Annotated in this window: 11 protein-coding genes; 7 read left to right on the top strand and 4 right to left on the bottom strand. The window is 54.3% G+C overall.

The window, feature by feature from the left end:
* Positions 1-336 precede the first annotated feature (336 nt).
* From AC3ISQ_RS06175 to glnB, 5 genes are all read left to right on the top strand, one after another.
* Complete coding sequence (locus AC3ISQ_RS06175) at positions 337-1,773, top strand: sensor histidine kinase (RefSeq protein ID WP_489351509.1); 1,437 nt, start codon at positions 337-339, stop codon at positions 1,771-1,773.
* Between the two features lie 3 nt (positions 1,774-1,776).
* Complete coding sequence (gene qseG, locus AC3ISQ_RS06180) at positions 1,777-2,628, top strand: two-component system QseEF-associated lipoprotein QseG (protein ID WP_489351511.1); 852 nt, start codon at positions 1,777-1,779, stop codon at positions 2,626-2,628.
* Complete coding sequence (gene glrR, locus AC3ISQ_RS06185) at positions 2,625-3,965, top strand: two-component system response regulator GlrR (RefSeq protein WP_489351513.1); 1,341 nt, start codon at positions 2,625-2,627, stop codon at positions 3,963-3,965. The genes qseG and glrR overlap by 4 nt, the downstream gene beginning before the upstream one ends.
* Before the next feature lie 110 nt (positions 3,966-4,075).
* Positions 4,076-5,698, top strand: coding sequence for an NAD+ synthase (locus AC3ISQ_RS06190; RefSeq protein ID WP_489351515.1), 1,623 nt, complete (start codon positions 4,076-4,078; stop codon positions 5,696-5,698).
* Between the two features lie 13 nt (positions 5,699-5,711).
* Positions 5,712-6,050, top strand: a complete 339-nt coding sequence (gene glnB / locus AC3ISQ_RS06195; RefSeq protein ID WP_004847623.1) for a nitrogen regulatory protein P-II — start codon at positions 5,712-5,714, stop codon at positions 6,048-6,050.
* A gap of 54 nt (positions 6,051-6,104) precedes the next feature.
* Here glnB and AC3ISQ_RS06200 read toward each other — a convergent pair whose 3' ends face one another.
* From AC3ISQ_RS06200 to AC3ISQ_RS06215, 4 genes are all read right to left on the bottom strand, one after another.
* Positions 6,105-7,268, bottom strand: a complete 1,164-nt coding sequence (locus tag AC3ISQ_RS06200) for a beta-barrel domain-containing protein (RefSeq protein WP_489353147.1) — start codon at positions 7,266-7,268, stop codon at positions 6,105-6,107.
* Between the two features lie 7 nt (positions 7,269-7,275).
* A complete protein-coding gene (locus tag AC3ISQ_RS06205) occupies positions 7,276-9,459 on the bottom strand; it encodes a type I secretion system permease/ATPase (protein WP_489351517.1) in 2,184 nt (727 codons plus the stop codon).
* A complete protein-coding gene (locus AC3ISQ_RS06210) occupies positions 9,456-10,862 on the bottom strand; it encodes a TolC family outer membrane protein (RefSeq protein ID WP_489351519.1) in 1,407 nt (468 codons plus the stop codon). The genes AC3ISQ_RS06205 and AC3ISQ_RS06210 overlap by 4 nt, the downstream gene beginning before the upstream one ends.
* A 113-nt stretch (positions 10,863-10,975) precedes the next feature.
* Positions 10,976-22,459: a BapA/Bap/LapF family large adhesin gene (locus tag AC3ISQ_RS06215; protein ID WP_489351521.1), complete on the bottom strand. Its 11,484-nt coding sequence runs from the start codon at positions 22,457-22,459 to the stop codon at positions 10,976-10,978.
* An 885-nt stretch (positions 22,460-23,344) separates the two neighbouring features.
* Here AC3ISQ_RS06215 and AC3ISQ_RS06220 point away from each other — a divergent pair.
* Together AC3ISQ_RS06220 and AC3ISQ_RS06225 are read left to right on the top strand one after the other, a co-directional pair.
* Positions 23,345-24,253 carry a LysR substrate-binding domain-containing protein gene (locus AC3ISQ_RS06220; protein WP_489351522.1) on the top strand — a complete coding sequence of 303 codons (909 nt, stop codon included), beginning with the start codon at positions 23,345-23,347 and terminating at the stop codon, positions 24,251-24,253.
* A gap of 133 nt (positions 24,254-24,386) precedes the next feature.
* The gene (locus tag AC3ISQ_RS06225; RefSeq protein WP_489351524.1) at positions 24,387-25,829 is read left to right on the top strand and encodes a gamma-aminobutyraldehyde dehydrogenase; all 1,443 of its coding nucleotides are present in this window, start codon (positions 24,387-24,389) and stop codon (positions 25,827-25,829) included.
* The last annotated feature ends 5 nt before the right edge of the window (positions 25,830-25,834 follow it).

Consider the following 25,834-nt stretch of genomic DNA (forward strand, 5'->3'; position numbering starts at 1 on the left):
CAACTAGACCGATAACAGACGCGTAAGCGGCTTTATCAAGCATCGGGCGACACGTCGAGTGAGGCACCGCCTGTATCCAACTGTGATGAATGGTTCATCAATCTGGGATACTTCTGGATGCTATTCGTCCTATTCGATGCCAGTTCTGTGTGAAAGCACGGTCTACATCACCTGGGGACGAGATTGAAGGGCATCCACTCATTCTTAGCAAAGGGGCATTATTCTTAATGCCCCTTTGTCATTTTTGTCTCTTATTCAAAAAATCATCTTCAACGCAGACGGGCTTTTTTCTTTCCGGCGACTCAGTTAGCATCGTGGCAGACTAGAGAGGATAAGATGATTTCGTTGAAAAAATGGCGTTTATTTCCACGTTCGCTACGACAACTGGTATTGCTGGCATTCTTGTTGGTACTGCTACCGTTGCTGGTGTTGGCGTATCAGGCTTATCAGAGTCTGAATAACCTCAGTGCGCAAGCGGCTGACATCAACCGTACCACGTTAGTGGATGCGCGGCGCAGCGAGGCGATGACCAGTGTGGCGCTGGAAATGGAACGGAGTTACCGCCAGTACTGTGTGTTGGTCGATCCAACGTTAGAGCGTTTGTATCAAAATCAACGCAAACAGTATTCGCAAATGCTAGACGCCCATGCGCCAATTCTGCCAGACGAACGCTATTACCAAACCTTACGCAGCCTACTGACCCAGCTTTCGGCGATCAAATGCCAAAGAAGTGGCCCGGATAAAACCTCATCTGAACTCCTCGAATCCTTCTCTCGCTCCAATGCTGAAATGGTGCAAGCCACGCGCGCGGTGGTGTTCTCCCGCGGGCAACAATTACAGCAGGCGATCGCCGAGCGTGGTCAATTCTTTGGTTGGCAGTCGCTGTTACTGTTTTTGGTCAGCGTGTTACTGGTATTTCTGTTCACTCGCATGATTATCGGGCCAGTAAAAGCGGTAGAACGGATGATCAATCGCTTGGGGGAAGGGCGAGCCATTGGTTCGGTGGAATCATTTAAAGGGCCACGTGAATTGCGCTCACTGGCGCAGCGTATTATCTGGTTGAGTGAACGCTTGGCGTGGCTGGAATCACAACGCCATGAGTTTTTACGCCATATCTCGCATGAATTGAAAACCCCACTCGCCAGTATGCGCGAAGGGACGGAACTGCTGGCCGATGAAGTGGCCGGGCCGCTGACCTCCGATCAAAAAGAGGTGGTCACCATTCTTGATAATAGCAGCCGCCACTTGCAGCAACTGATTGAACAGCTTCTGGATTACAACCGCAAATTGGCCGATGGTCCGGCAGAGCATGAGAATGTGGAACTGGCCGAAATGGTGGAATTAGTCGTTTCCGCCCACAGTCTGCCAGCCCGTGCCAAAATGATCAGTACAGAAGTTAAACTGGATGCAGAAATCTGTTGGGCAGAGCCTACGCTATTAATGCGGGTATTGGATAATCTCTACTCCAATGCGGTGCACTATGGTGAGGAATCCGGTAACATTTGGATCCGTAGTCGTCAGGTCGGGCATAAGGTACAGATTGATGTTGCCAATACTGGTGCGCCAATCCCCGAAGCTGAACAGACAATGATTTTTGAGCCTTTTTTCCAGGGGAGTCACCAGCGAAAAGGGGCGGTCAAAGGAAGTGGTCTTGGCTTGAGTATTGCCCAAGATTGTATCCGTCGAATGCGCGGAGAGTTGCAGTTGATTAGCGTGGATGGCGCTGACGTCTGTTTCCGTATTGAATTGCCATTAACCGCCGAGAACGAATAAATAATGTATACATGGCCTAAATGCGCTCGTCTATCAAAGGCTGAATGCTCGCCGCGTGCCAAACAGGGTACGCGGCTCGGCAAACGTCCACTCTCTTTTTGGGGCAGCTTACTCTTTGCCCCGCTGTTGCTGGCGGGTTGTAGCAACAGCGCCGTAAGCAGCAGTGTGGATCAACCCCAACAAGCCGTCATCCCAGACAGTAAAGTGGTGGATTACCGTATCGCCTCCTGTGACAGCCTATGGCAGTTGACCGAGAAAGATGCGCTAGAAAACTCACTGTATTGGCTACGCGCTGTGGATTGCGCCGATCGTCTTGGATCAACACAGGCTCGCGCGTTGGCGAAAACCTTACCGGGGAGTACCTGGGATGGAGCCATCAAACAGAACATTTTGCTCGGCAGCGCAGAGCCAACCTCTGCGGAACGCCGCCAGATGATTGAACGTCTGAACCGCTATAGTCTGGAATTCCCAAATTCGCTGCGTCCGTTGTTGCAACTGTGGCGTCAGCAGCAGACGCTGCAAATCTCTTTGTTTGATGAGCGTGCACGCTACCAGCGCTTGCAAGAAAGTACTGATAACCAAATCGACAGTCTGCGTCAGAACCAAATTCGCCTACAGGGGGAGTTGCAAGATACCTCACGTAAGTTGGAAAACTTGACCGATATCGAGCGTCAGCTCTCCTCTCGTAAGCAGATGCAGGGCGAATTACCGGACAATCGTGACGCTGATGCGAAAACAGCAGCACCCGCTAAAACGGCTGAACCTGCACCGAGCGAAAAAGGTACGGCTCTACCGGTAGATCCGGAAGATAACGATACGCCACCGGCCGACAACAAGGAGTCTAAAGCGCAATGACCGCTCGTAAACCGGCTAACCTGCTGTTGGTGGATGACGATCCCAGTTTGCTGAAATTATTGGGTATGCGTCTGACCAGTGAAGGATTTCACGTGACCACGGCAGAAAGCGGCCAAGAGGCTTTGCGCCTACTGGTTCGTGAAAAAATTGATTTGGTGATCAGCGATCTGCGCATGGATGAAATGGACGGTATGGCACTGTTTGCCGAAATCCAGAAACATCAACCGGGAATGCCGGTTATCATCCTCACCGCACACGGCTCAATCCCTGACGCCGTTGCCGCAACCCAGCAAGGGGTGTTCAGCTTCCTGACCAAACCGGTCGATCGTGATGCGTTATACAAAGCGATTGACGAGGCGCTGTCACTTTCCGTACCCGGTAGTGGCGACGATAGCTGGCGTGAAGATATTGTCACCCGCAGCCCTATCATGCTGCGCCTGTTGGAACAGGCCAAAATGGTGGCGCAGTCGGACGTTAGTGTACTGATTAACGGCCAGAGCGGGACCGGTAAAGAAGTGCTGGCGCAAGCGATCCACGGCACGAGCCCACGTGGCAAGAAAGCGTTTATCGCCATTAACTGTGGTGCATTGCCAGAGCAATTGCTGGAGTCGGAGCTATTCGGTCATGCCAAAGGCGCGTTTACTGGCGCAGTGAGCAGCCGTGAAGGGTTATTCCAAGCTGCTGAAGGCGGCACGCTATTCCTTGATGAAATAGGCGATATGCCGCTTTCATTGCAGGTGAAACTGCTGCGCGTGTTGCAGGAGCGCAAGGTACGCCCATTGGGCAGCAACCGCGATATTGATATTAACGTGCGTATCATTTCTGCCACCCACCGCGATCTACCAAAAGCGATGGCGAAAAATGAGTTCCGTGAAGATCTTTATTACCGCCTAAACGTGGTGAACCTGAAGATCCCAGCATTGAACGAGCGTGCTGAAGATATTCCGCTGTTAGCCAATCATTTGCTGCGTGAATCCGCGCAGCGCCACAAACCTTTTGTGCGCAGTTTCTCTACCGACGCCATGAGACGCCTGATGACCGCCAGTTGGCCGGGTAACGTGCGCCAATTGGTGAACGTGATCGAGCAGTGTGTGGCCTTGACCTCGGCTCCTGTTATCAGCGAAGCGCTGGTTGAGCAGGCGTTAGAAGGGGAAAACACCGCGCTGCCGACCTTTGTCGAAGCTCGTAACCAGTTTGAATTACACTATTTACGTAAGCTATTGCAAATCACCAAGGGCAACGTCACCCAAGCTGCACGTATGGCGGGGCGTAACCGTACCGAGTTCTATAAATTGTTGTCGCGCCATGAACTGGACGCCAATGATTTTAAAGAATAATATTTTCTTCGTTTGGCAGATCATACCCAAAATAATTCGAGTTGCCTCACGGCGGCAACCGAGTAACGAGGGCAGCCAACAAAGATGCAGCTTGAAGAATGAAGGGTACTATGAGCAGATCACTTTCCATTGCGTTAGCCCAGCTAAATTTGCTGGTGGGCGATATTGAAGGCAACACTGAACGCATGTTGCAGACCGTACAAGAGCAGCAGAAGGCGGGTGCCGATCTGGTCATGTTTACCGAATTGGCGCTGTCTGGTTATCCACCGGAAGACTTGTTGTATCGCAACGATTTTTACCAACGTTGCGACGAGCAACTCAGTCGCTTGCAACAAGCTTCTCAAAATATAGCGATTCTGGTTGGGCATCCGCGGCGTGAAGGCGACAAACTGTATAACGCGCTGTCGTTGTTTGCCGAAGGGCGTTTACTGACTCGCTACTTCAAACAGCAGTTGCCGAACTACGGCGTCTTCGACGAAAAACGCTATTTCCACGAAGGTGATAAAACCTGTGTGGTGGATCTGAAAGGTTATCGTCTGGGGTTGCTGATTTGTGAAGATCTGTGGTTCCCGCAACCGGTAGATGCTGCCAAGGCCGCTGGGGCAGAAATAATTCTGTCGATCAACGCCTCACCTTATAACCGTGAAAAGCCTTATATCCGTAAAACGTTGATGGCGGGGCATTGCCAACGTACTCAATTACCGCTGGTTTACTTGAATCAGGTCGGCGGGCAGGACGAGTTGATTTTTGACGGTTGCTCGAAAGTATTTGATGCTGCGGGCAACATGACGCATCGTTTGGCGGCTTTTGCCGAGCAAACCACCTTGTTGCAGTTCAATGAGCTGGACGTGGTGCCGATGGTTAGCCCAGCCGTTGAACTGCCGCCGTTGGCACAGGTTTATGACGCTTTGGTGTTGGCGGTGCGGGATTACGTCAATAAGAACGGCTTCAAAGGCGCGGTATTAGGGCTTTCTGGCGGTATCGACTCGGCGTTGACGCTGGCGATTGCTGTGGATGCTTTAGGTAAAGAGCGTGTACAGGCGCTGATGATGCCGTTCCGCTATACCGCCGATATCAGCATTGCCGACGCCAAAGAAGAGGCTGACATTCTCGGTGTGGAATTTGATGTTGTGTCGATCGAACCGATGTTTGACGCCTTTATGGGGCAATTGACCCCGATGTTTGTTGGCACCGAACGCGATACCACCGAAGAAAACCTGCAAGCGCGTTGCCGTGGTGTGATGCTGATGGCACTGTCAAACAAACGCCGTAGCATCGTGTTGACCACCGGTAACAAGAGTGAAATGGCGGTCGGTTATGCCACGTTGTACGGTGATATGGCGGGTGGTTTTGACGTGCTGAAAGACGTACCTAAAACGCTGGTGTTCAAGCTTTCTGAATACCGTAATACCGTCTCTTACGTGATCCCGCAGCGGGTGATTGACCGTCCACCGTCTGCTGAGTTGGCACCGGATCAGGTCGATCAGGACAGCTTGCCGCCGTATGACATTTTGGATGCGATTCTGGAAGGTTACGTCGAGCGTGATAAATCCGTCGCCGATCTGGTGGCAGAAGGCTTCGATGAAGTCATCGTGCGTAAAGTGATCCGCCTAGTCGACATCAACGAATATAAGCGTCGCCAAGCCGCCGTTGGGCCACGTATCACCGCCCGCAATTTCGGTAAAGACCGCCGTTACCCGATCACATCCGGCTTTGGCCGCAAAAATTGGTAATTAAGGAAAACAGATGAAAAAGATCGATGCAATTATCAAACCGTTCAAACTGGATGATGTGCGCGAAGCACTGGCAGAAGTGGGCATCACCGGAATGACTGTGACCGAAGTGAAAGGTTTTGGCCGTCAGAAAGGGCACACTGAGCTGTACCGTGGCGCGGAATATATGGTCGATTTCCTACCGAAGGTGAAGATCGAGATCGTCGTTGCTGACGATATTGTCGATACCTGCGTAGAAACTATTATGCAGACCGCGCAGACCGGTAAAATTGGCGATGGTAAAATCTTTGTCTTCGACGTCGCACGGGTAGTGCGTATTCGTACCGGCGAGCAAGACGAAGAAGCGATCTGATCCTCTTTTTGAGCACGGCCTGTCGGACGAGGCAGACCGTGCTCTATCACCTAATCAACGTTCACGCAGCGCTTCGCGGGCGCGGTTAAACGGTTTGATCAAATAGTCGACAATGGTTTTTTCCCCAGTTTTGATGTCCACGGTCGCGACCATGCCCGGCACAATGGAAAAATGGTGCCCCGCTTTATTCACCAAATAGTCTTGTTGGGTGCGGATAAACACTCGGTAATAGACGACCTCTGGTTTGATTTTGTCCTGAATAGTGTCTGGAGAAATCGTCTCCACTTGGCCTTCCAACCCACCGTAAATGGCGTAATCGTAAGCCGTGATTTTCACCAGTGCGCGTTGCCCCGGATGGATAAAGGCGATGTCACGCGGCGAGAGACGCGCTTCAATCAGTAGATGTTCATCAATAGGGACGATTTCCATCATCTCACCGTTGGGCGGGATCACGCCGCCAATGGTCGTTACCTGAATATTTTTCACAATTCCGCGCATCGGTGAGCGCACGGTCATGCGAGTGACAGAATCCTCGCGCCCCTTAATGACCGCCGTTAGCATATCCACTTCGGCATTGGCTTTGGACAACGCCTCGCGTGCCTGCACGTAATATTGCGAACGCAGATCGGTGATTTTCAGTTCTAGATCACTTTGTTGGCGCTGTAGGCGCAGCACTTCCACATGGCTAGCGGCGCCGCTTTTCTCCAAGCGTTGGGTGATCGCCAACTCTTTGTTGACCGAAACCAGCGCATTTTTGAGTTCGGCTTCGGTGTCGGTAAGTTGCGCACGGCGAGTTTTGTACAGCCGGGTTTCGGAGGCGATCAGATCTGGCCACTCTTTCAGCATATCGGGAAAAATAAGGGGCTGATCGTTCACTTCCGCATTCAGACGGGTGCTGGAAGCGAGTGATGCTCGGTAACGCGCAGAACTTTCCCCCACGTTAGATTCCGAGCGTGTCGGGTCAAGACGTGCCACGATTTGCCCGGCTTGCACTTTATCGCCCTCATGCACCAATAATTCGGTGACGATGCCGCCATCCAGCGACTGAAGCACCTGTTCGCGGGAACTGGGAACCACTTTCCCGGTACCGGTGGAGACTTCGTCGAGCTTGCCAAACCAGGCCCAGACGCCAAACAGAATAAACAGCGCGGTGCTGAGCATAATGATGCGACTGGCACCGGAGAACTCGTTTTCACGCTGGATATCCGGGTCATTGATGACGCTATCATGCTGACTGGTTTTCATTTTTCCACTCCCGCCCATTTGCCTGCACCGCCGCTCGGCTGTTATTCAATGCCTGCGCTTTGGGTGCATCCATCACCAGTTGACCTTCTTTCAACACCAATACGCGATCCACCAGTTCCAGCACCGGTACTCGATGAGTAGCAACAATCAAGGTGCGATTACCGAGCCACTGCCCGAGGCGCTGGATAAACTCGCGTTCGGTGTGATCGTCCAGCGAGGCGGAAGGCTCATCGAGCAGCACGATATTAGGGGAGCGCAACAACATGCGCGCCAGCAGGATCGACTGACGCTGACCGCCCGAGAGTCCGACACCGCCTTCCATAATTGGGTGATTGAGTCCTTTCGCCAGTTGTTTCACGAAATGGGCTGCGCCGCTGATCTCCAGCACGTCGAAGATGGCCTCATCACTGGCGTGCAGTGCGCCGAGTGTCAGGTTTTCGCGCAGCGTGCCGTAAAACAGCCGTGCATTTTGGCTGAGAAGGCCAATATTGCGCCGCAGATCCGCCATATCAATTTGCGCCATGCTCAGGTTATCGAGCCGTGCATTGCCGCTGACCAGATCGACACCGCCAGCCAGCGCTTGCAATAGTGTGGATTTCCCTGCGCCGTTGCGCCCGAGCACCGCGATTTTTTCACCGGGTTGGATCTCCAAGTGGGCAATACGCAGCGGAACACTTTGATCGTCGTTGTGATAGCGAAAGTGGGCGCTTTCAAACAGATAGTGACCGTGAAAAATATCCTGATGCACCAGGTTTTCGTCGCGTTGGTTTTCGATGGGGAGTTGCATAATGCTGTCGAGCCCTTGCTTGGCGGCTCTTACTTGCTGCCAGCGCGCCAGCGTGCCGCAAAGATTGGCCATTGGCGCAATCATTCTTGACGCCAACATTGAGGCGGCAACCATCGCACCGGTGGTCATGTTGCCCTCCATCACCAAGGGTGCGCCGAACAGAATAACGGCGGCGTAAACCAGACTCTGGATGGTCATGCCCCAACTGATCAAACCTTGGGTGACCTGCCGAGTGCGCAGGCCAGATTCGGCGGTAATACGGATATAGCTGTTCCACTGTTGCAAAAAGCGGTTTTCCGCTTGCATCAACTTGATGTCTTCCAGCCCTTGCACACTCTCTACCAGCACCGCGTTACGTAGCGTCGCTTCATGTGCCGATTGATTGGCTAAATTAGCCAGCTTCTTTTGTAGCAGCAGGCCGGGTAGCACCATCAAGATGGCGGCGGTGGGGGCGATCCAAGCCAGCGGCGGCGCGATAATCGCCAGCACCACGATAAACAGAAAAAAGAACGGTAGATCGACGATGTTGGCAATGGTCGATGAGGTGATCATTTCGCGGATCTGCTCCAACTCACGCAATTGCGAAATAAAGCTGCCAGTGGAGCGTGGGATCGCGCTGTTACGTAGCCGTAACGCATGGCTGAACACGCAGTCGGAAATGCGAATATCTGCCCGTTTACCCAGTACATCCATGATATGGCTGCGCACCACGCGCAGCAGAAAACCAAACACCACTGCCAGTAGCACGCCGGTCGCCAACACATACAGTGTCGGATACGACTGTGCTGGGATCACTCGGTCGTAAACTTGCATCGAGAAAATAATGCCAGATAGCGACAGCACATTAATCAGAAACGCCGCCAGCATCACTGGGCCATAAGGGCGGATATCCAACATCACCAACTCTTTCAGCCAGTCTGGGCTAAAGCGTGAAATATAGGCATCAACGCGGCTGTCCTTCAACGCTGAGAGGGGGCGCAGTGCAGCGACGAAACGTATTTCCGGCAGCAGTTGGCTGAGAGAGACGCGGTTGCTCTGGCGTTCGCCGTCGATAATGCAAATATCCACGGTGTCTTCGCCGTCAAAATGCTCGATCACCGCTAATTGACCATTGGTTAAATCCACTACCACGGGCAGCCGCCATTGGCTGATGGCTTGCCGGGAGATATCCAGCAAATGAAAGGACAACCCACCTTGACGCGCCAGTTGCGTGAGTGCCGCCAAGGTACTTTGGTCTTTGAACCACGGCGCATTCGCTTGAATGGTGCCCGGTGAGCAGGCTATGCGGTAGTGGGCGGCAATATGGCTGATGGCCTGCGCCCAGTGACTGAGTCCGCGTTGGGTTAACGTTTCGACATCAGGAGGGATATGACTCATGGTTGGATCTCCACGGACTGGATAGTGCGGCGTTCCAGACCAAATGCATTACGCAACCGACCGGTGTTATACAGGCAATTGAGCTGTAATTGGTGAAGTTGGCTGAGTGTTTGTTGTTGGCTAAAACGTGCTTGGAACACTTCCTGTTCGGCATTGAGGACGTCTAGCAATGGCCGGGAACCCAGTTCAAGATACTGTTGTTGATACAGTTCACGGGTGCGTTCGCTGAGCGTTTCTTGGCGTTGTAATACTTGCAGTGCGCCGCTTAGGCTTAATGCTTGGCTGCGCGACTCCATCAGTTTTTGCCGTACATCTAGGCGGGTGCGCTGTACGCCGGATTGCGCGGCGTCCACCGCGTGGCTGGCGGCGTTGCGGCGTGCGGTCAAGCCACCGCCTTGGTAAATCGGCATTTCGACTTTAACAAACGCGGAGTATTGGGTGCGATCCAGCACTTCATGACTGGCGTATTTATCGTTCAGATAGTGCTGAACCTGAGGTTCCAGTGAGATGGTGGGCGTCATTTGCGCATTGGCGTAATCGAGGTTAGCCTGCGCGACGCCGGCCTGCGCCCACGCGGCGAGTACGGCGGGTACTAGCCGATCGTCCGGTTGGGCGACATCACAGCTTTTATCGAGCTTGTCTGGGAAGTCATTGCTGATGTCGTTCAGGTTGTTCCAGCCGAGCCAGCTCATGAGGGTAGCGCGTGAACTATCCAGATTGGCCTGAAACTGAATCAGTTGTGAACGGGCAGATTCGATACGCGCATCGGTTTGCACCACATCCGACATCGAAGTCGCCCCTTCATCGTTACGCTGCTGGGTTAGTCGTCCAATGGCGCTCAGCGCTGCTAGCTGCTCTTTGGCGATCGCCACCATCTGCTGCCACATCTGCACCTGAATAAGGGTAATGGCGGTATCGTGACCGACATTATCGATGCTGACTAACACATTGGCCTGCTCTTGCGCCACGCCTGCGTTTTCGGCGCGTACCTGACTTGAGACTTTGCCAAAGTCATACAGCATCTGTGAAAGCGAGAGCACCAGTGATGGGCTGAATCCGCTATCGGTATAACCATTGCTGTAACCGTTATTCATCCCGGCGCTGATTTGTGGATAGTATTTCGATTTCGCGACATTGACCTGCTCTTGCTGACCGTAGAGCTTGCCGATGGTTTCACTGATGGAAGGGTGCCAAGTAACGGCGCGGTTAACCGCATCGTTGAGTGTGAGTGTACCGGGCGCAGGGGCATTCAGTGGCAGTGAGGATGAACCGTCAAGTGCAGGGAGTTCATGCTGCTGCGCAAGCCCCTGGCTGGTAATGAATGGCGGTGTGTCATCGGCATAGACCTGAACTGTGAACAGGCTACACGCCAGCCATACCGCAGCAGGCTGTAATTTTTCCATTTTTTGTTCCTAATAATAAATATGACAGCATTTTAATTTTTATCCCCAGGCGTCTATGCGCCTGGGGTTATTGTTTTAACGATCAGTTAGTTAGCTATCAGGTTCCTAGGCCATTAGGCGACAAGGTGATTCTGCTGTTCCAGTTCATTGAGTGTGGTTTGTACGTTCTCCAGAGTGACTAGCGTGGTGGAGTTATAGGTCGAGCCACTCCCGTCGCGGTCAATGGAGATAACGGTGTTACTGCCGCTGGTGGTGACGTTCAGATAATTACCCAAGCTGGATTGCTGACCATCCCAGCCCACCAACAGATCGTGGACGTTGATCTGGTCGCCCTGAGCGAGGCTGAAGTTGCTCCAGACGTCAGCCCCGTTACCACCGGTGGCATTGGCACTGTTGAGCAGGTGATAAACCAACGAATCGGCATAGACCGAGCCGTTAATCACATCGCTCTGCGCGGTGCTGACAAACTGCGGATTCATATTGATGGTCAGCGTGGCGCTATCCGTATGACCGTTCTGGTCATTCAGGGTGTAAGTGAAAGTCTCCTTGGTGGTGATGGCGGCTGGCGACACACCGCTGTTAAGCGTGTAGGTGTAAGCGCCATCAATGCCTATTTGCAGCGTGCCGTAATGCCCTTGCACGGTGGTGGTGGCGCTGCTGTTGGTTAACGGATCTAGCGTCGCGGTGCTGCCGTTATAACCGGTGATGGTCATTAGCGTATGCACGCTAGCGAGCTGATCGGCGGCACCCGAGGCGTCACTGCCATCGTAAATATTGCCGTGTATAGTGCTGCCGCTCAGGGTCGAGTAGCTGTCCAGATCGACGGTGGTGCCGGTGACCGATGGGGTAATGGTGATGGTACCGACGGAGAGCGCACCGATGCTGCCGGTGTAACTCAACGTGTAAGTCCCAGCGTGAAGATCCAACCCGGTGAGGTCGACGGTGGCATTTCCACCCAGCAACGCGGAACCGGAGAAGGTGCCGCTGCGAACCAGTGTGGCTCCGTCAAAGATAGACCAATTGACAGACAGCCCACCTAATGCCAGACCGGATGCCACATTAAAATGCAGTACCGGGTTATGCAGGATAGTATTCGTATCGACAACAAAGGTGCCGCTGCCGTTACTCGAAGTGGCGTTAAACAGTGAAGCATTCCATGCAGCGCTGCCGACCGTGGTATCTGAGTAGGCGGCGGTATTTTGCTCGGTGTTCACCGCCATCAGGGCGCTGGTATCGTTAATAGCATCCACTACCTGCGGTGTGGCGGTGATATTCAGCGCCGCAGTATCGGTATCGCCATTTGGAGCCGTCACTGTATAGACGAAACTATCTGCGGTATTAATGCTGTCAGCACCCAAACCACTATGCAGGGTATAGGTGTAATTACCTTGAGCATCAATGGTTAATGTCCCGTACTGACCATTAATGGTGGTAGTGCCACTGCTCGCGATGGCGGTGCCATTGATCTCGGTCACCAGTGTGCCGACCGGTGCCACATCGTCCTGCAACACATTGCCGGTAGTGATGGCAGTAGTGCTATCCACGCTGTAGGTATGATCCTGCAAAATATTCAGCGTATAGCCGGTCAACACCGTCACACCGCTGGCGTTATTGAGCAGGAACAAGTACTCACCACCCGGTAGCGTCATGGTTAACGGCGCCGACTGACCACCGAGCAACGGTGCCGTCAGCCAGGTATTCACTACCTGATACTGTTCAAACTGTTGTGTCACATCGTTAAATTTGTAGATATACAAATCAAACGTGGACAGCAAAGCCACTCCGCCAACGCTTGCCTGTAGCGTCATAGTGCGGGTCGAACCATCCTCGACATTGAAGATGATCGGGTTGGTCATATCCGTCAGCACGTTAACATCCAACACATTCCCCAGCGCGATACCAATCACCGAGAAACCGCTCTGCGATGAGGCACCGTGGTCGACGGCGGCTACATCTGTGCTGTAGGCCAGTGCTGCCGTGTTATCGGTGGCCGTAACGCTATTGTCGGGTGCGCCATTCCCCAGCGTCATCACCAGTTGAGCCGAGTCACTAACGCCATTCAGCGTGATGGTGTAGGTAAAGTTATCGGTATGACCGAGCACCGCTGACGAGGTATCGGTCAGGGTATAGGTGTAACTGCCGTCCTGATTAATATGCAGCGTACCGTACAACCCTTGAATATCGACACCGCCAACGCCAATCGGCAGCGTGACCCCTTGCGAATTGGTAACCTCAGAAACGACAGTGCCTGTAGGCGCATTGTCTTCGCCACCAACCGGATCAATATCCGTGATGACGTTACCGAGGTGCGAAGTTTCCCCGCTGACGATCCCGGCGCTGGTTTGCTCGACGCTGACGTTCAGGCTGGTCAAGGAACCGGTCGCCAGCAAGCTGGTGTTGTAGCTAAGAACCCGGTAGCTTCCGCCTTCCAATCCATCGATGTTGAGCGTGACGCCACTGGCACCGAGCGTCAGCAGATTGACAAACTGCGGCATCGACGAATCGACGATGGTGCTCCAGGTTCCCGTTTCCGAATCATATTTCTGAATCGCGATTTCCAGCGTATTGAGTAGCGACAGCACCACACCGGTGGCTGCGGCATCAATGGTGACGTCACCCGTGCCGCCCGCGGCAATGTCAAAGGTGACTTGCGCCGTGTCATTACCCAGCACCGAAACCACATTGCCCAGCGCACCGACCAACAACAAACCGTAGTCGCTGTAGTGCTGAGTGGTGATCTCTGCGGTGCTGTCGAGTGCTAGATCGATCACGTTACTGCTGGCAGAAAGCGGCAGTGTTGGCGCGGTCAGTGGTGTTGGGCTAGAAATGTTACCCGCTGCGTCAGTCGCGTTGACGGATAACAGTTCCCCGCCAATTTGCCGGGTTGGCAGTGTCACGCTGTAATCACCGCTGCTGTTGGCGGTCGCGGTGACAGATGTGCCACTAGGTAGCGTAATGGTCACGGTGCTGCCCGCTTCGGCAACCCCGCTGACTGTAGCGCCGTCGGCGCTGATCAGCGCGGTCGGTGCGTCCGGAGGCGTGGTATCGACAATCACTGTCGTTGCGCCTGATGGGCTACCGGTGCCGTTGGTGTTGGTCGCCGTGGCGGTGAACGCGTGTGAACCATCAATGAGGGCGGTAGTTGGGGTGTAGCTCCAGTTCCCGTTCACATCTACAGTAGTGGTACCCAGCAGAGCACCGTTGTCATAGACGCTGACGGTTGAGTTGGCCTGTGCAGTACCGTTGAGGGTTGGCATCGCATCGTTGGTGCTCTGCCCATTGGCGATCACGTCAGTTTGCGGAACGACATCATCAATCACGCTGACGATCACTGGCACTCCCGGGACACCAGTAGAAGGAGCGGTAAAGCCGGCAGATATGCCCACATTGCCGGCTGAGTCTTGAGCGAAGGCGAGTAAAGGCTGACCGTTGGTTTGCGCCGGTGAAATGGTGACGCTGAAGCTACCCGTTCCATCTGCGGTGGCGGTACCGAGCACGGTGCCGGTGTCGGAAGTAATGGTCACGGTGCTGCCCGCTTCGGCAGTCCCGGTCACCGTGGTGCCGGTACCGTTAACGGTCATTCCTGTCGGTGCGTCTGGCGGTGTGGTGTCAACTGCAATCGTCAGTGGTTGAGAGCTGGCGCTGGTGTTGCCAGCCGCATCTACGGCGCTGATGGTCAGCGTATGCGTACCGTCGGACAGTGGGGTTGTCGGGGTAAATGTCCAGCTCCCATCGCCAGCCACTGTCGCGCTGCCGATTTGCGTGCTGCCATCAAAGATTTCGATGGTGCTACCCGCCTCACCGGTGCCATTCAGCGTTGGGAGTGTGTCGTTGGTTACTTGTCCATTGTTTAATGAACCATTGAACACGCCACCTGCAACATCATCAATGACCGAAGTGATGACCGGAACCGCTGGTGCAGCCGTATCGATTTCCAGAGTAAATGCGGTCGACGGTGCGCTGACATTGCCTGCCGCATCAGTGGCGGTCAGGGTGAGACTATGACTGCCATCGCTAAGCGCGGTGGTTGGGGTATAGCTCCAGTTTCCGCTGCCGTCTACCGTGACTGTCGTGAGTTGGGTACCGTTATCGTAAAGCGTGATGGTGGTACCTGCTCCGCCCGTACCGCTGATGGCAGGAAGGTTATCGTTCGTCGCTTGACCGCTGACCAGAACGCCGGTTCCCGGTGCGACGTCATCGGTTACTGCCGTAATGGTTGGGGTGGCCGGGACAGTCGTATCGACGGTGAAGCTAAACAGCGGCGACTGACCGCTCGTTGCGCCGCCGGTAATCACTTGGCTAACGGCAAAGGTATGTGCGCCTTCGGTTAATGGTGCGGTGAACTGATAGTTCCAACTGCCAGTGCCATCGGCAGTGACCGTGGTGAATGCTGCGCCATCCACATACAGCGTGACGGTGGCGTTGGCCTGTGCCGTGCCGCTGAGGGTTGGCAGGGTATCGTTGGTGCTTTGCCCGTTATTCAGATCGCCAGCACTTGGTGCGACATCGTCGACCACCTGATCGATAGATGGCGGTTGTGGCAGACCCGAGTTGGAGGCGGTAAACGGTACCGCTGGACTGAGGTTACCCGCTGCGTCCTGCGCGGTGGCGGTTAAGGCTTCAGCGCTGGTTTGTGCTGGTGACAGCGTGACCGAATAATCCCCGGTGGGGCTGGCGGTAGCGGTGCCGATGGTGTTGTCGCTGGCATCCTTGATGATCACCGTGCTGTTCGGCTCGGCGGTACCTGAAACCAACGTACCGTCCGCTGACACCACCAATACTTCCGGTGCTGCTGGCGGCGTGGTATCCACGGTGATGGTAATTGGCGCAGTCGGCGCGGTGGTATTACCCGTGGCGTCACTGGCGACAAAGGTAAAGTTATGCGCGCTTTCGGTTAAGGTTGGCGTGGTGAATGTCCAGTTGCCCGCCGTCACTTGGGCGGTGCCTATCTCGACCCCGTTATCGTAAATCGTGACGGTGCTGCCGTCTTTACCGGTGCCATTGATTTGCAGGGTATCGTCGTTGGTTGACATGCCATTGGTCAGTGGCGTGGTGATCGGCGCGACATCATCAATAATCGCAGTGACCAGCGGCACGGTCAGCGGCGTGGTATCGACCGTCAGCGTAAAGGTATTGGATGCGGTGCTGGCGTTGCCAGCGGCATCAGTGGCCGTGGCAGTCAGGTTATAGGTGCCACTCGCCAGCGGGGCGATCGGGGTCAGCACCCAGTCGCCGCTGCCGTCGACGGTCGCTTGTCCTAACACCGTGCTGCCGTTATACAGCGTAATGGTATCGCCAGCGCTGCCGGTACCGCGGAACACCGGCGTAGCGTCGTCGGTAGTGACGCCATTGAACAACTCGCCCTGAGTATCGCCAGTATTATCAATCGCCAAACTGATCACCGGCGCGACTGGCGCGGTGGTGTCTATGGTGAAGGTCAGGGCACCCGAGGCGGCACTGCTGTTTCCGGCCGGATCGGTGGCGGTCACACTGATAACATATTGCGCTGCGGGTAATGGGCTGGCTGGGGTGAAGCTCCAACTGCCATCAGGTTGCACTGTGGCTTGCCCCAACTCGGTCGCGCCGTTGAACACCGTGATGGTGTCACCCGCATTACCGGTGCCGGTAAAGGTTGGTGTGGTGTCGTTGGTGCTGCCGTTGTCAGTGATATTGCCCAACCCCGGTGCCAAGTCGTCAGTGGCAGTCGGAATGGCAGGCGTCGCTGGCGCGGTGGTATCAACCGTCAGCGTAAACGCCGCAGACGGTGCGCTGACGTTACCTGCTGCATCGGTAGCGACGGTGGTCAAGTTGTGAACGCCCTCACTCAACGGCAGGGTTGGCGTGAAGCTCCAGGTGCCGTCAGTGGCGACAGTCACGCTGCCGATGGGGGTGGTGTCGTCATAAATCGTGATGATAGACCCGGCTTCGCCAGTACCACTCAGTTGTGGCTGGGTTTCATCGGTAGATTGATTATTGGTTAATGGCCCGGTGATGCTGCCAGTGGCATCCGTGACTGTGCCGATCACCGGCGCGGCTGGCGCGGTGGTGTCGACGGTGAAGGTCAGGGTGCCCGACGCCGCACTGCTGTTCCCGGCAGGATCAGTAGCGGTCACGCTGATGACGTATTGCGCTTCGGGTAACGGGCTGGTTGGGGTGAAACTCCAATTACCGTCTGGCTGTACCGTGGTTTGTCCCAACTCGGTCGCGCCGTTGAACACAGTGATGGTATCGCCTGCGTTACCGCTGCCAGTGAAGGTTGGCGTGGTGTCGTTGGTGCTGCCATTGTCCGTGATATTGCCCAATCCCGGAGCCAAGTCGTCAGAGGCGGTCGGAATGGCAGGCGTCGCTGGCGCTGTGGTATCAACCGTCAGCGTAAACGCGGCCGACGGTGCGCTGACGTTACCCGCTGCATCGGTAGCGACGGTGGTCACGTTGTGAACGCCTTCACTCAACGGCAGGGTTAGCGTGAAGCTCCAGGTACCGTCAGCGGCGACGGTCGCGCTGCCGATGGGGGTGGTGTCGTCATAAATCGTGATGATAGACCCGGCTTCGCCAGTACCACTCAGTTGTGGCTGGGTTTCATCGGTAGATTGATTATTGGTTAATGGCCCGGTGATGCTGCCAGTGGCATCCGTGACTGTGCCGATCACCGGCGCGGCTGGCGCGGTGGTGTCGACGGTGAAGGTCAGGGTGCCCGACGCCGCACTGCTGTTCCCGGCAGGATCAGTAGCGGTCACGCTGATGACGTATTGCGCTTCGGGTAACGGGCTGGTTGGGGTGAAACTCCAATTACCGTCTGGCTGTACCGTGGTTTGTCCCAACTCGGTGGCACCGTTGAACACCGTGATGGTATCGCCTGCGTTACCGCTGCCAGTGAAGGTTGGCGTGGTATCGTTGGTGCTGCCATTGTCCGTGATATTGCCCAATCCCGGTGCCAAGTCGTCAGAGGCGGTCGGAATGGCAGGCGTCGCTGGCGCGGTGGTATCAACCGTCAGCGTAAACGCCGCAGACGGTGCGCTGACGTTACCTGCCGCATCAGTGGCGGTCAGGGTGAGACTATGACTGCCCTCGCTAAGCGCGGTGGTTGGGGTGTAACTCCAGTTTCCGCTGCCGTCTACTGTCACTGTCGCCAGTTGGGTACCGTTATCGTAAAGCGTGATGGTGGTGCCTGTTTCACCCGTACCGCTGATGGCAGGAAGGTTATCGTTCGTCGCTTGACCGCTGACCAGATCGCCGGTTCCCGGTGTGACGTCATCGGTCACCGCGGTAATGACTGGGGTGGCCGGGACAGCCGTATCGACGGTGAGGTTAAACAGTGGCGACTGACCGCTGGCGGCACCGCCGGTGATCACTTGGCTAACGGCAAAGGTATGTGCGCCTTCGGTCAATGGTGCGGTGAACTGATAGTTCCAACTGCCAGTGCCATCGGCGGTGACCGTGGTGAATACCGCGCCATCCACATACAGCGTTACGGTAGCGTTGGCTTGTGCCGTGCCGCTGAGGGTTGGCAGGGTATCGTTGGTGCTTTGTCCATTAGTCAGATCGCCAGTACTTGGCGCGACATCGTCGACCACCTGATCGATAGACGGCGGTTGTGGCAGACCGGAGTTGGAGGCGGTAAACGAAGCATCGGGGCTGAGGTTACCCGCCGCATCCTGCGCGGTGGCGGTTAAGGCTCCACCACTGGTCTGTGCCGGCGACAGCGTGACCGAATAATCCCCGGTGGCGCTGGTGGTCGCGGTGCCGATGGTGTTGTCGCTGGCATCCTTGATGATCACCGTGCTGTTCGGCTCGGCGGTACCTGAAACCAACGTACCGTCCGCTGACACCACCAATACTTCCGGTGCTGCTGGCGGCGTGGTATCCACGGTGATGGTAATTGGCGCAGTCGGCGCGGTGGTATTACCCGTGGCGTCACTGGCGACAAAGGTAAAGTTATGCGCGCTTTCGGTTAAGGTTGGCGTGGTGAATGTCCAGTTGCCCGCCGTCACTTGGGCGGTGCCTATCTCGACCCCGTTATCGTAAATCGTGACGGTGCTGCCGTCTTTACCGGTGCCATTGATTTGCAGGGTATCGTCGTTGGTTGACATGCCATTGGTCAGTGGCGTGGTGATCGGCGCGACATCATCAATAATCGCAGTGACCAGCGGCACGGTCAGCGGCGTGGTATCGACCGTCAGCGTAAAGGTATTGGATGCGGTGCTGGCGTTGCCAGCGGCATCAGTGGCCGTGGCAGTCAGGTTATAGGTGCCACTTGCCAGCGGGGCGATCGGGGTCAGCACCCAGTCGCCGCTGCCGTCGACGGTCGCTTGTCCTAACACCGTGCTGCCGTTATACAGCGTAATGGTGTCGCCCGCGCTGCCGGTACCGCGGAACACCGGCGTAGCGTCGTCGGTAGTGACGCCATTGAACAACTCGCCCTGAGTATCGCCAGTATTATCAATCGCCAAACTGATCACTGGCGCTACTGGCGCGGTGGTGTCTATGGTGAAGGTCAGGGCACCCGAGGCGGCACTGCTGTTTCCGGCCGGATCGGTGGCGGTCACACTGATGACATATTGCGCTGCGGGTAATGAGCTGGCTGGGGTGAAGCTCCAATTGCCATCAGGTTGCACTGTGGCTTGCCCTAACTCGGTAACGCCGTTGAACACCGTGATGGTATCGCCTGCATTACCGGTACCGGTAAAGGTTGGCGTGGTGTCGTTAGTGCTGCCGTTGTCAGTAATGTTGCCCAATCCCGGTGCCAGATCGTCCATGGCGGTCGGAGTGGCGGGAGCGGTTGGTGCAGTGGTATCGACGGTCAGCGTAAACGCCGCAGACGGTGCGCTGACGTTACCTGCTGCATCGGTAGCGACGGTGGTCAAGTTGTGAACGCCTTCGCTCAACGGCAAGGTTGGGGTGAAGCTCCAAGAGCCGTCAGCGGCGACGGTCGCGCTGCCGATGGGGGTGGTGTCGTCATAAATCGTGATGATAGACCCGGCTTCGCCAGTACCACTCAATTGTGGCTGGGTTTCATCGGTAGATTGATTATTGGTTAACGGCCCGGTGATGCTGCCGGTGTTATCCGTGACCGTCCCGATCACCGGCGCTGCCGGTGCCGTGGTGTCGATGATGAAGGTGAGGGTACCTGATGCCGCACTGCTGTTTCCGGCCGGATCGGTGGTGGTCACGCTGATGACATATTGCGCTGCGGGTAACGGACTGGTTGGGGTGAAGCTCCAATTGCCATCAGGTTGCACTGTGGCTTGCCCCAACTCGGCCGCGCCGTTGAACACCGTGATGGTATCGCCTGCATTACCGGTGCCGGTAAAGGTTGGCGTGGTGTCGTTAGTGCTGCCGTTGTCAGTAATGTTGCCCAATCCCGGTGCCAGATCGTCAGTGACGGTGGGAATGGCGGGCACGGCTGGAGCGGTGGTATCCGGTGCGGTAACGCTGGCCTCTGGGCTTGGGTTCCCCGCGGTATCGGTTGCGCTAGCTTGCAACACTTCGCCGTTGGTTTGCGGGGTGGTTAACGTGACATCAAAGGCACCGCTGCCATCGGCGGTGGCGGTGCCCAGCACGTTGCCATTGCTATCGGTGATGGTGACGGTACTACCCGCTTCAGCAGTACCTGTTACGTGGAGACCATCATCAGACACCAATAATCCGCTCGGCGTGGTGGGGGCGGTGGTATCCAGAGTGAGAGTAAACGCGGATGAGGTGCCGCTGGTGCCGGATGCGTTAGTGGCAGTTAAGGTAAAGCTGTGTTGACCTTCAGCGATGAGCGTTGGGGTATAACTCCAAGCGCCGCTCCCGTCGGCGGTGGTGACACCTATCTGCACACCGTTATCATAAATAGTTACCGTGCTGTTGGCTTGTGCCGTTCCGCTCAGTTGCGGCGTGCTGTCGTTAGTAGCCTGACCCTCGCTCAATGCGCCAGTGGCAGGGGCAACATCATCGACAACTGAAATCAGTACGGGCACTGGCGGGTAGCCGGAATTTGATGCGGTAAAGTCCACATTCGGGCCGACATTGCCTGCGACATCTTGAATGTGGGCTACCAGCGGCTCTCCACCGGTTTGTGCCGGACTCAATGTGATAACGAAATGACCGCTGCTATCCGTTATCGCCTCGCCCAACAATACATTGCTGGCGTTGATAATCGAAACGTTGCTACCCGGTTCGGCGGTTCCTGAGATAGTGGTGCCATCAACGCTGATGTCGGAGATATTCGGTGCTGCTGGAGGCGTTAGATCGACGACGATGGTAGGCGCGCTGGCGATAGGGCTGACATTACCCGCCGCATCGGTCTGCTGCACGGTTAACGTGTGGCTGCCTTCAGTTAGCGGTTGAGTTGGGGTAAAACTCCAACTTCCGTCGCTGGCGACTACGGTGCTGCCGATATTGACGCCATTATCGAAAATAGTCATGGTTGCACCGGCTTCACCAGTACCATTCAACGCCGGTTTCGCGTCATCGGTTAAGGCATTGGGCGCCAGCGCACCGGTAATGCTGCCGACATCGTCAGTCAACTGACCAATAACGGGAGCGTTTGGTGCGACAGTATCAATCACAATAAGATAACTGGCGGCTTCACCACTTTCGCCTTTGATATTGGTGGCGATGGCGGTAAACACATGGGCTCCCTCTGTCAGCGCGGTGCCCGGTGTATAACTCCAGGTGCCATTCGCACCGACCACCACATTACCGATTTCCACACCGTTATCGTAAATATGTACGGTGGTGCCCACTTCGCCGGTACCTTGCAATGTCGGTTTATTATCGTTGGTTACCTGATGATCCAAGATCGCTCTGGGCAATGTCGCGATGTCGTTCAGCACGTTGGTGATGACGGGGTCTTCCGGCAATGCAATATTGGGTGCGATTATCGTGGCCGAAGGCCCAGTATTACCTGCGGGATCAGTCGCTTGTGCGGTTAGGGTCTCTCCACTGATCTGCGGTGTGTTGAGGCCAATGGTGAAGCTACCATCGCCGCCAGTTGTCCCCGTTCCGATAACATTGCCGTTGCCATCTTTAATGGTGACGGTACTGCCGGGTTCTGCGTTGCCGGTAATGGTTTTGCCATCCGCAGATATCGCCAGATGAGTTGGTGCTGTTGGTGGAGTTGTGTCGGGGCTATTTCCTGGAGGATTATTTGGATTGTCGCCATTGTTGTTATCACTACCACCGTCACTGCCACCACCGCTGGCTGCCGCGATCCCAGCCCCAGCAGCCACGGCTAAGCCACCCAACACCCATGGCCAGATAGCGCCGCCATCAGAATGTCCACCTGCGGCGACTAATAATTCATCGATATTGGCGATATGTTCGAAATGGAAGCCGGTTGCGGTGTCCTGAACCCACCATAAGGCACCGTCTTGCTCTTCGAGCACCAATTGGTTGCCGCCATGATCGGTCGCGGCATAAAAGTTTTTAATAGTAATGGTTTCGCCGGAATGGAGTGTGATCACCATATCTTGTTGATGACGGGTGATGCTGGCGACAGCGGAACGTTGTACGTGAAGTTTAACAATAGAGGCATAATTTAACGTAATTTCAGAGGCTTCTACATTGCTGGTTACGCCAGTTAATTTTGAAATAATAGAGATTGGACGCATTGTTATCACTCCATTCGTAATAAGCTTTGTGTGTAGTGGTATCTGCCGCTCTTCTTGTACGCACAAGAAAATGCTCCTGGCGTAACGATTTTAAATAGATTCATCTATTTTAAGAGAATGAAGACGAACGAGTCCGGACACCAAAAGTATTGATGTTTATTGTCAATGATTAACGGTTAAGCATTCACCGGATGAATAAAAATAGTGTTGTATAAGTATCTAAATCATAAATTTTTATTCAGGTAGGTAATCATGGTATAGACAGGAATAAATGAAAGCGCAAGTCAGGCTCTGATAAGGAAAACATCCATATTATTTAAAGGTTCATTGTATTACCTCTGTCCATTTCCATTTGGTTTGCCGAGGGAAACTGTAAGAACTGGCTTCCAGTAAGGCTCTGTCTCATACGTGTTATTTTTTTCTTTTCCGGCTATATGGTTGTATTCAACGCTTCTTATCGCCAATTCCACTATGTTGGGAAATATCAATCATTATATTCACTATGGTTGTGATGCCTTTATACGTATTTTCATAGAGCTTAAAAACTTAGCGACCTAAGTTTTTAAGCTCTCACTTGGCCGTTGCTCCGTTATTTTAAACCCGTATTTAAACTTGGTTGATTAACAAAAGTTTTTATATTGCATGGAGGGGAATGCTCACAAAATTATGGAGTATTTGATGATGGCTATTACGTTGTCTGCTAATTAATTATTTCAATACCACTACTTTATTGGTGGTTATTATTCTGTGCTTCGTCATTTATTTATCCCTATAGTCGTAAGTCATTCTAAAAAAGAGAACGCAGTCGTGTTTTTCACACTTTTACCGATCGCTTTCTGGTGCTGGCCTACACTCAAAGCAATTGTTTTTACAGAGACTGTTGCCATGATGACCTTACGCCAAATCCGTCATTTTATTGCTGTTGCCGAAACCGGTTCTATCTCCGCGGCGGCGCAGGCGGTGTTTGTTTCCCAATCTTCGTTGACCTTAGCCATCCAGCAATTGGAAGAAGATATTGGCGTGAAGCTATTTGAACGCCACGCTAAAGGGATGAACCTGACTCATCAAGGGCACCAGTTTCTGCGCCAGTCCTACCTGATTTTGGCGACAGTGGATAACGCCAAGCGCAGTCTGCAAATCGGCACTGAAAGTCTGGTCGGCAAGTTAACCATTGGCGTTACTAGCCTAGTGGCGGGGTATTTCTTGGTGGAATTACTGACGCGCTTCAAATCGGCTTATCCCAACGTCACCATTCAGGTGGTTGAGGATGAACGGCCTTATATAGAACATCTGCTGGTCAGTGGTGAGATCGACATCGGTGTATTGATATTGTCGAATATTGAAGACAGGGATGCCTTGCAGACCGAAGTGTTGATGCATTCGCCATACCGCCTATGGCTGCCGCCGTTGCACCCGTTGTTGGATCACGAAAGTATCAGTTTGGCCGATGTGGCTAAACAACCGTTGATTCAGTTGAATGTCGATGAAATGGATGTTCACGCACGGCGTATCTGGGCTCGTGCTGGGCTCAAACCTGAAATAGCCATGAAAACTGCCTCTACCGAAGCGGTGCGCAGTTTGGTCGCAGCGGGGATTGGTATGGCGATTTTGCCGGATATGGCGTACCGCGCTTGGTCGCTGGAAGGCAATATGATTGAAGCGCGTAAGTTGGAGGATCCACTGGAGCCGTTAGATATCGGTTTGGCTTGGCGGCGAGGGAGTGCGCGTCCTGAACTCGTCACTCCGTTTCTCACCATCGCCCGTGAAAAGGGAAACACGGTATCCTCCAAATAAATAGAGCGTTCTAATAAATCGAACGCTCCCTTCAGTATTTAGAATTTGTTGTCCGCTTAGTGCTCGCTTAGTCTGATAAAAACTATCTTATTACATTTTTGTAACGTTTTTATCACTCAATGGTGACACGCATATGAACTTATCCTGTCAGCAATATATCAATGGTGAGTCGATCACGGGTGAAGGTCAGCAGGAAGCCATTGTTAACCCGGCAAATGGTGAAACGTTGACGGTGATTGCCGAAGCGTCAACATCGCAGGTTGCTAGCGCGGTTGCCTCTGCACAGCAGGCTTTCAGCCATTGGTCACGTACTACCCCCGCTTATCGTGCCTCAATTTTGTTACGTATTGCCGACGCCATCGAACAGCAGGCGGGGCATCTGGCTGGGTTGGAAGCGCTGAACTGCGGCAAACCATTGCATCAGGCTTTGAGTGATGATCTTCCCGCGGCTGTAGACGTGTTCCGTTTTTTTGCCGGAGCCATTCGTACTCAACAAGGGCAGCTTGCCGGTGAATATATTGCCGGCCATACCTCAATGATTCGCCGTGACCCGATTGGCGTAGTGGCTTCTATCGCACCTTGGAATTACCCGCTGATGATGGCGGCGTGGAAAATTGCTCCCGCGTTGGCGGCGGGTAACACCGTGGTATTCAAACCTTCCGAACATACTCCGTTGACCATTTTGGCTCTGGTGCCTGCGCTGCAAGAGATCTTACCGCCGGGCGTGCTGAACATTGTCTATGGTGGTGGTGAAGGGGTGGGTAGTCACTTAGTTGGGCATCCGCAGGTGCGTCTGGTTTCGGTCACTGGCGATATTGTTACTGGGCAAAAAATCCTTCAAGCGGCGATAAAAAGTGTGAAGCGCACACACTTAGAATTGGGCGGTAAAGCACCCGTGATCGTGTGTGACGATGCGGATTTGGATGAGGTGGTCAGCAGCATTCGCACCTTCGGCTATTACAACGCCGGACAAGATTGTACTGCCGCCTGTCGAATCTACGCGCAAGCGGGCATCTATCCGAAGCTGGTCGAGGCGTTGGGTGAAGCCGTTGCTAGCCTGCGTTTTGCCCGCAAACGCGATGAAGATAACGAAATCGGCCCGTTGATTAGCGCACGTCAGCGCGATCGCGTCGCCAGTTTTGTCGAACGAGCCTTGAGCCAACCTCATATCGAATTGATTACCGGTGCCGCCGCACATTCCGGCCCCGGTTTCTATTATCAGCCGACGTTGTTAGCGGGTTGTCTGCAAAGCGACGAAATCGTCCAACGTGAAGTGTTTGGACCGGTGGTTAGCGTGACCCGTTTCGAAACCTTGGAGCAGGCGGTCACTTGGGCGAACGATTCCGAATACGGTTTGGCTTCGTCGGTCTGGACGCAAAATATCGATCGCGCATTGCACATCGCTTCACTGCTGCAATACGGCAGCACTTGGATCAATACCCATTTCACACTGGTGAGCGAGATGCCACACGGCGGTATGAAACGCTCCGGCTACGGCAAAGATCTCTCCAGCGATTCACTGCAGGATTACAGCGTTGTTAGACATGTGATGGCGAAGTTCAAAGCCAGTTTTTAAACAAT

Source organism: Serratia sp. KH_031, assembly GCF_057839655.1.

Coding starts and splice junctions, on each gene's coding strand:
- AC3ISQ_RS06215 (WP_489351521.1), bottom strand. CDS start 22,459: ATGCGTCCAATCTCTATTATTTCAAAATTAACTGGCGTAACCAGCAAT.
- AC3ISQ_RS06190 (WP_489351515.1), top strand. CDS start 4,076: ATGAGCAGATCACTTTCCATTGCGTTAGCCCAGCTAAATTTGCTGGTG.
- AC3ISQ_RS06175 (WP_489351509.1), top strand. CDS start 337: ATGATTTCGTTGAAAAAATGGCGTTTATTTCCACGTTCGCTACGACAA.
- AC3ISQ_RS06210 (WP_489351519.1), bottom strand. CDS start 10,862: ATGGAAAAATTACAGCCTGCTGCGGTATGGCTGGCGTGTAGCCTGTTC.
- AC3ISQ_RS06225 (WP_489351524.1), top strand. CDS start 24,387: ATGAACTTATCCTGTCAGCAATATATCAATGGTGAGTCGATCACGGGT.
- AC3ISQ_RS06220 (WP_489351522.1), top strand. CDS start 23,345: ATGATGACCTTACGCCAAATCCGTCATTTTATTGCTGTTGCCGAAACC.
- AC3ISQ_RS06205 (WP_489351517.1), bottom strand. CDS start 9,459: ATGAGTCATATCCCTCCTGATGTCGAAACGTTAACCCAACGCGGACTC.
- glrR (WP_489351513.1), top strand. CDS start 2,625: ATGACCGCTCGTAAACCGGCTAACCTGCTGTTGGTGGATGACGATCCC.
- qseG (WP_489351511.1), top strand. CDS start 1,777: ATGTATACATGGCCTAAATGCGCTCGTCTATCAAAGGCTGAATGCTCG.
- glnB (WP_004847623.1), top strand. CDS start 5,712: ATGAAAAAGATCGATGCAATTATCAAACCGTTCAAACTGGATGATGTG.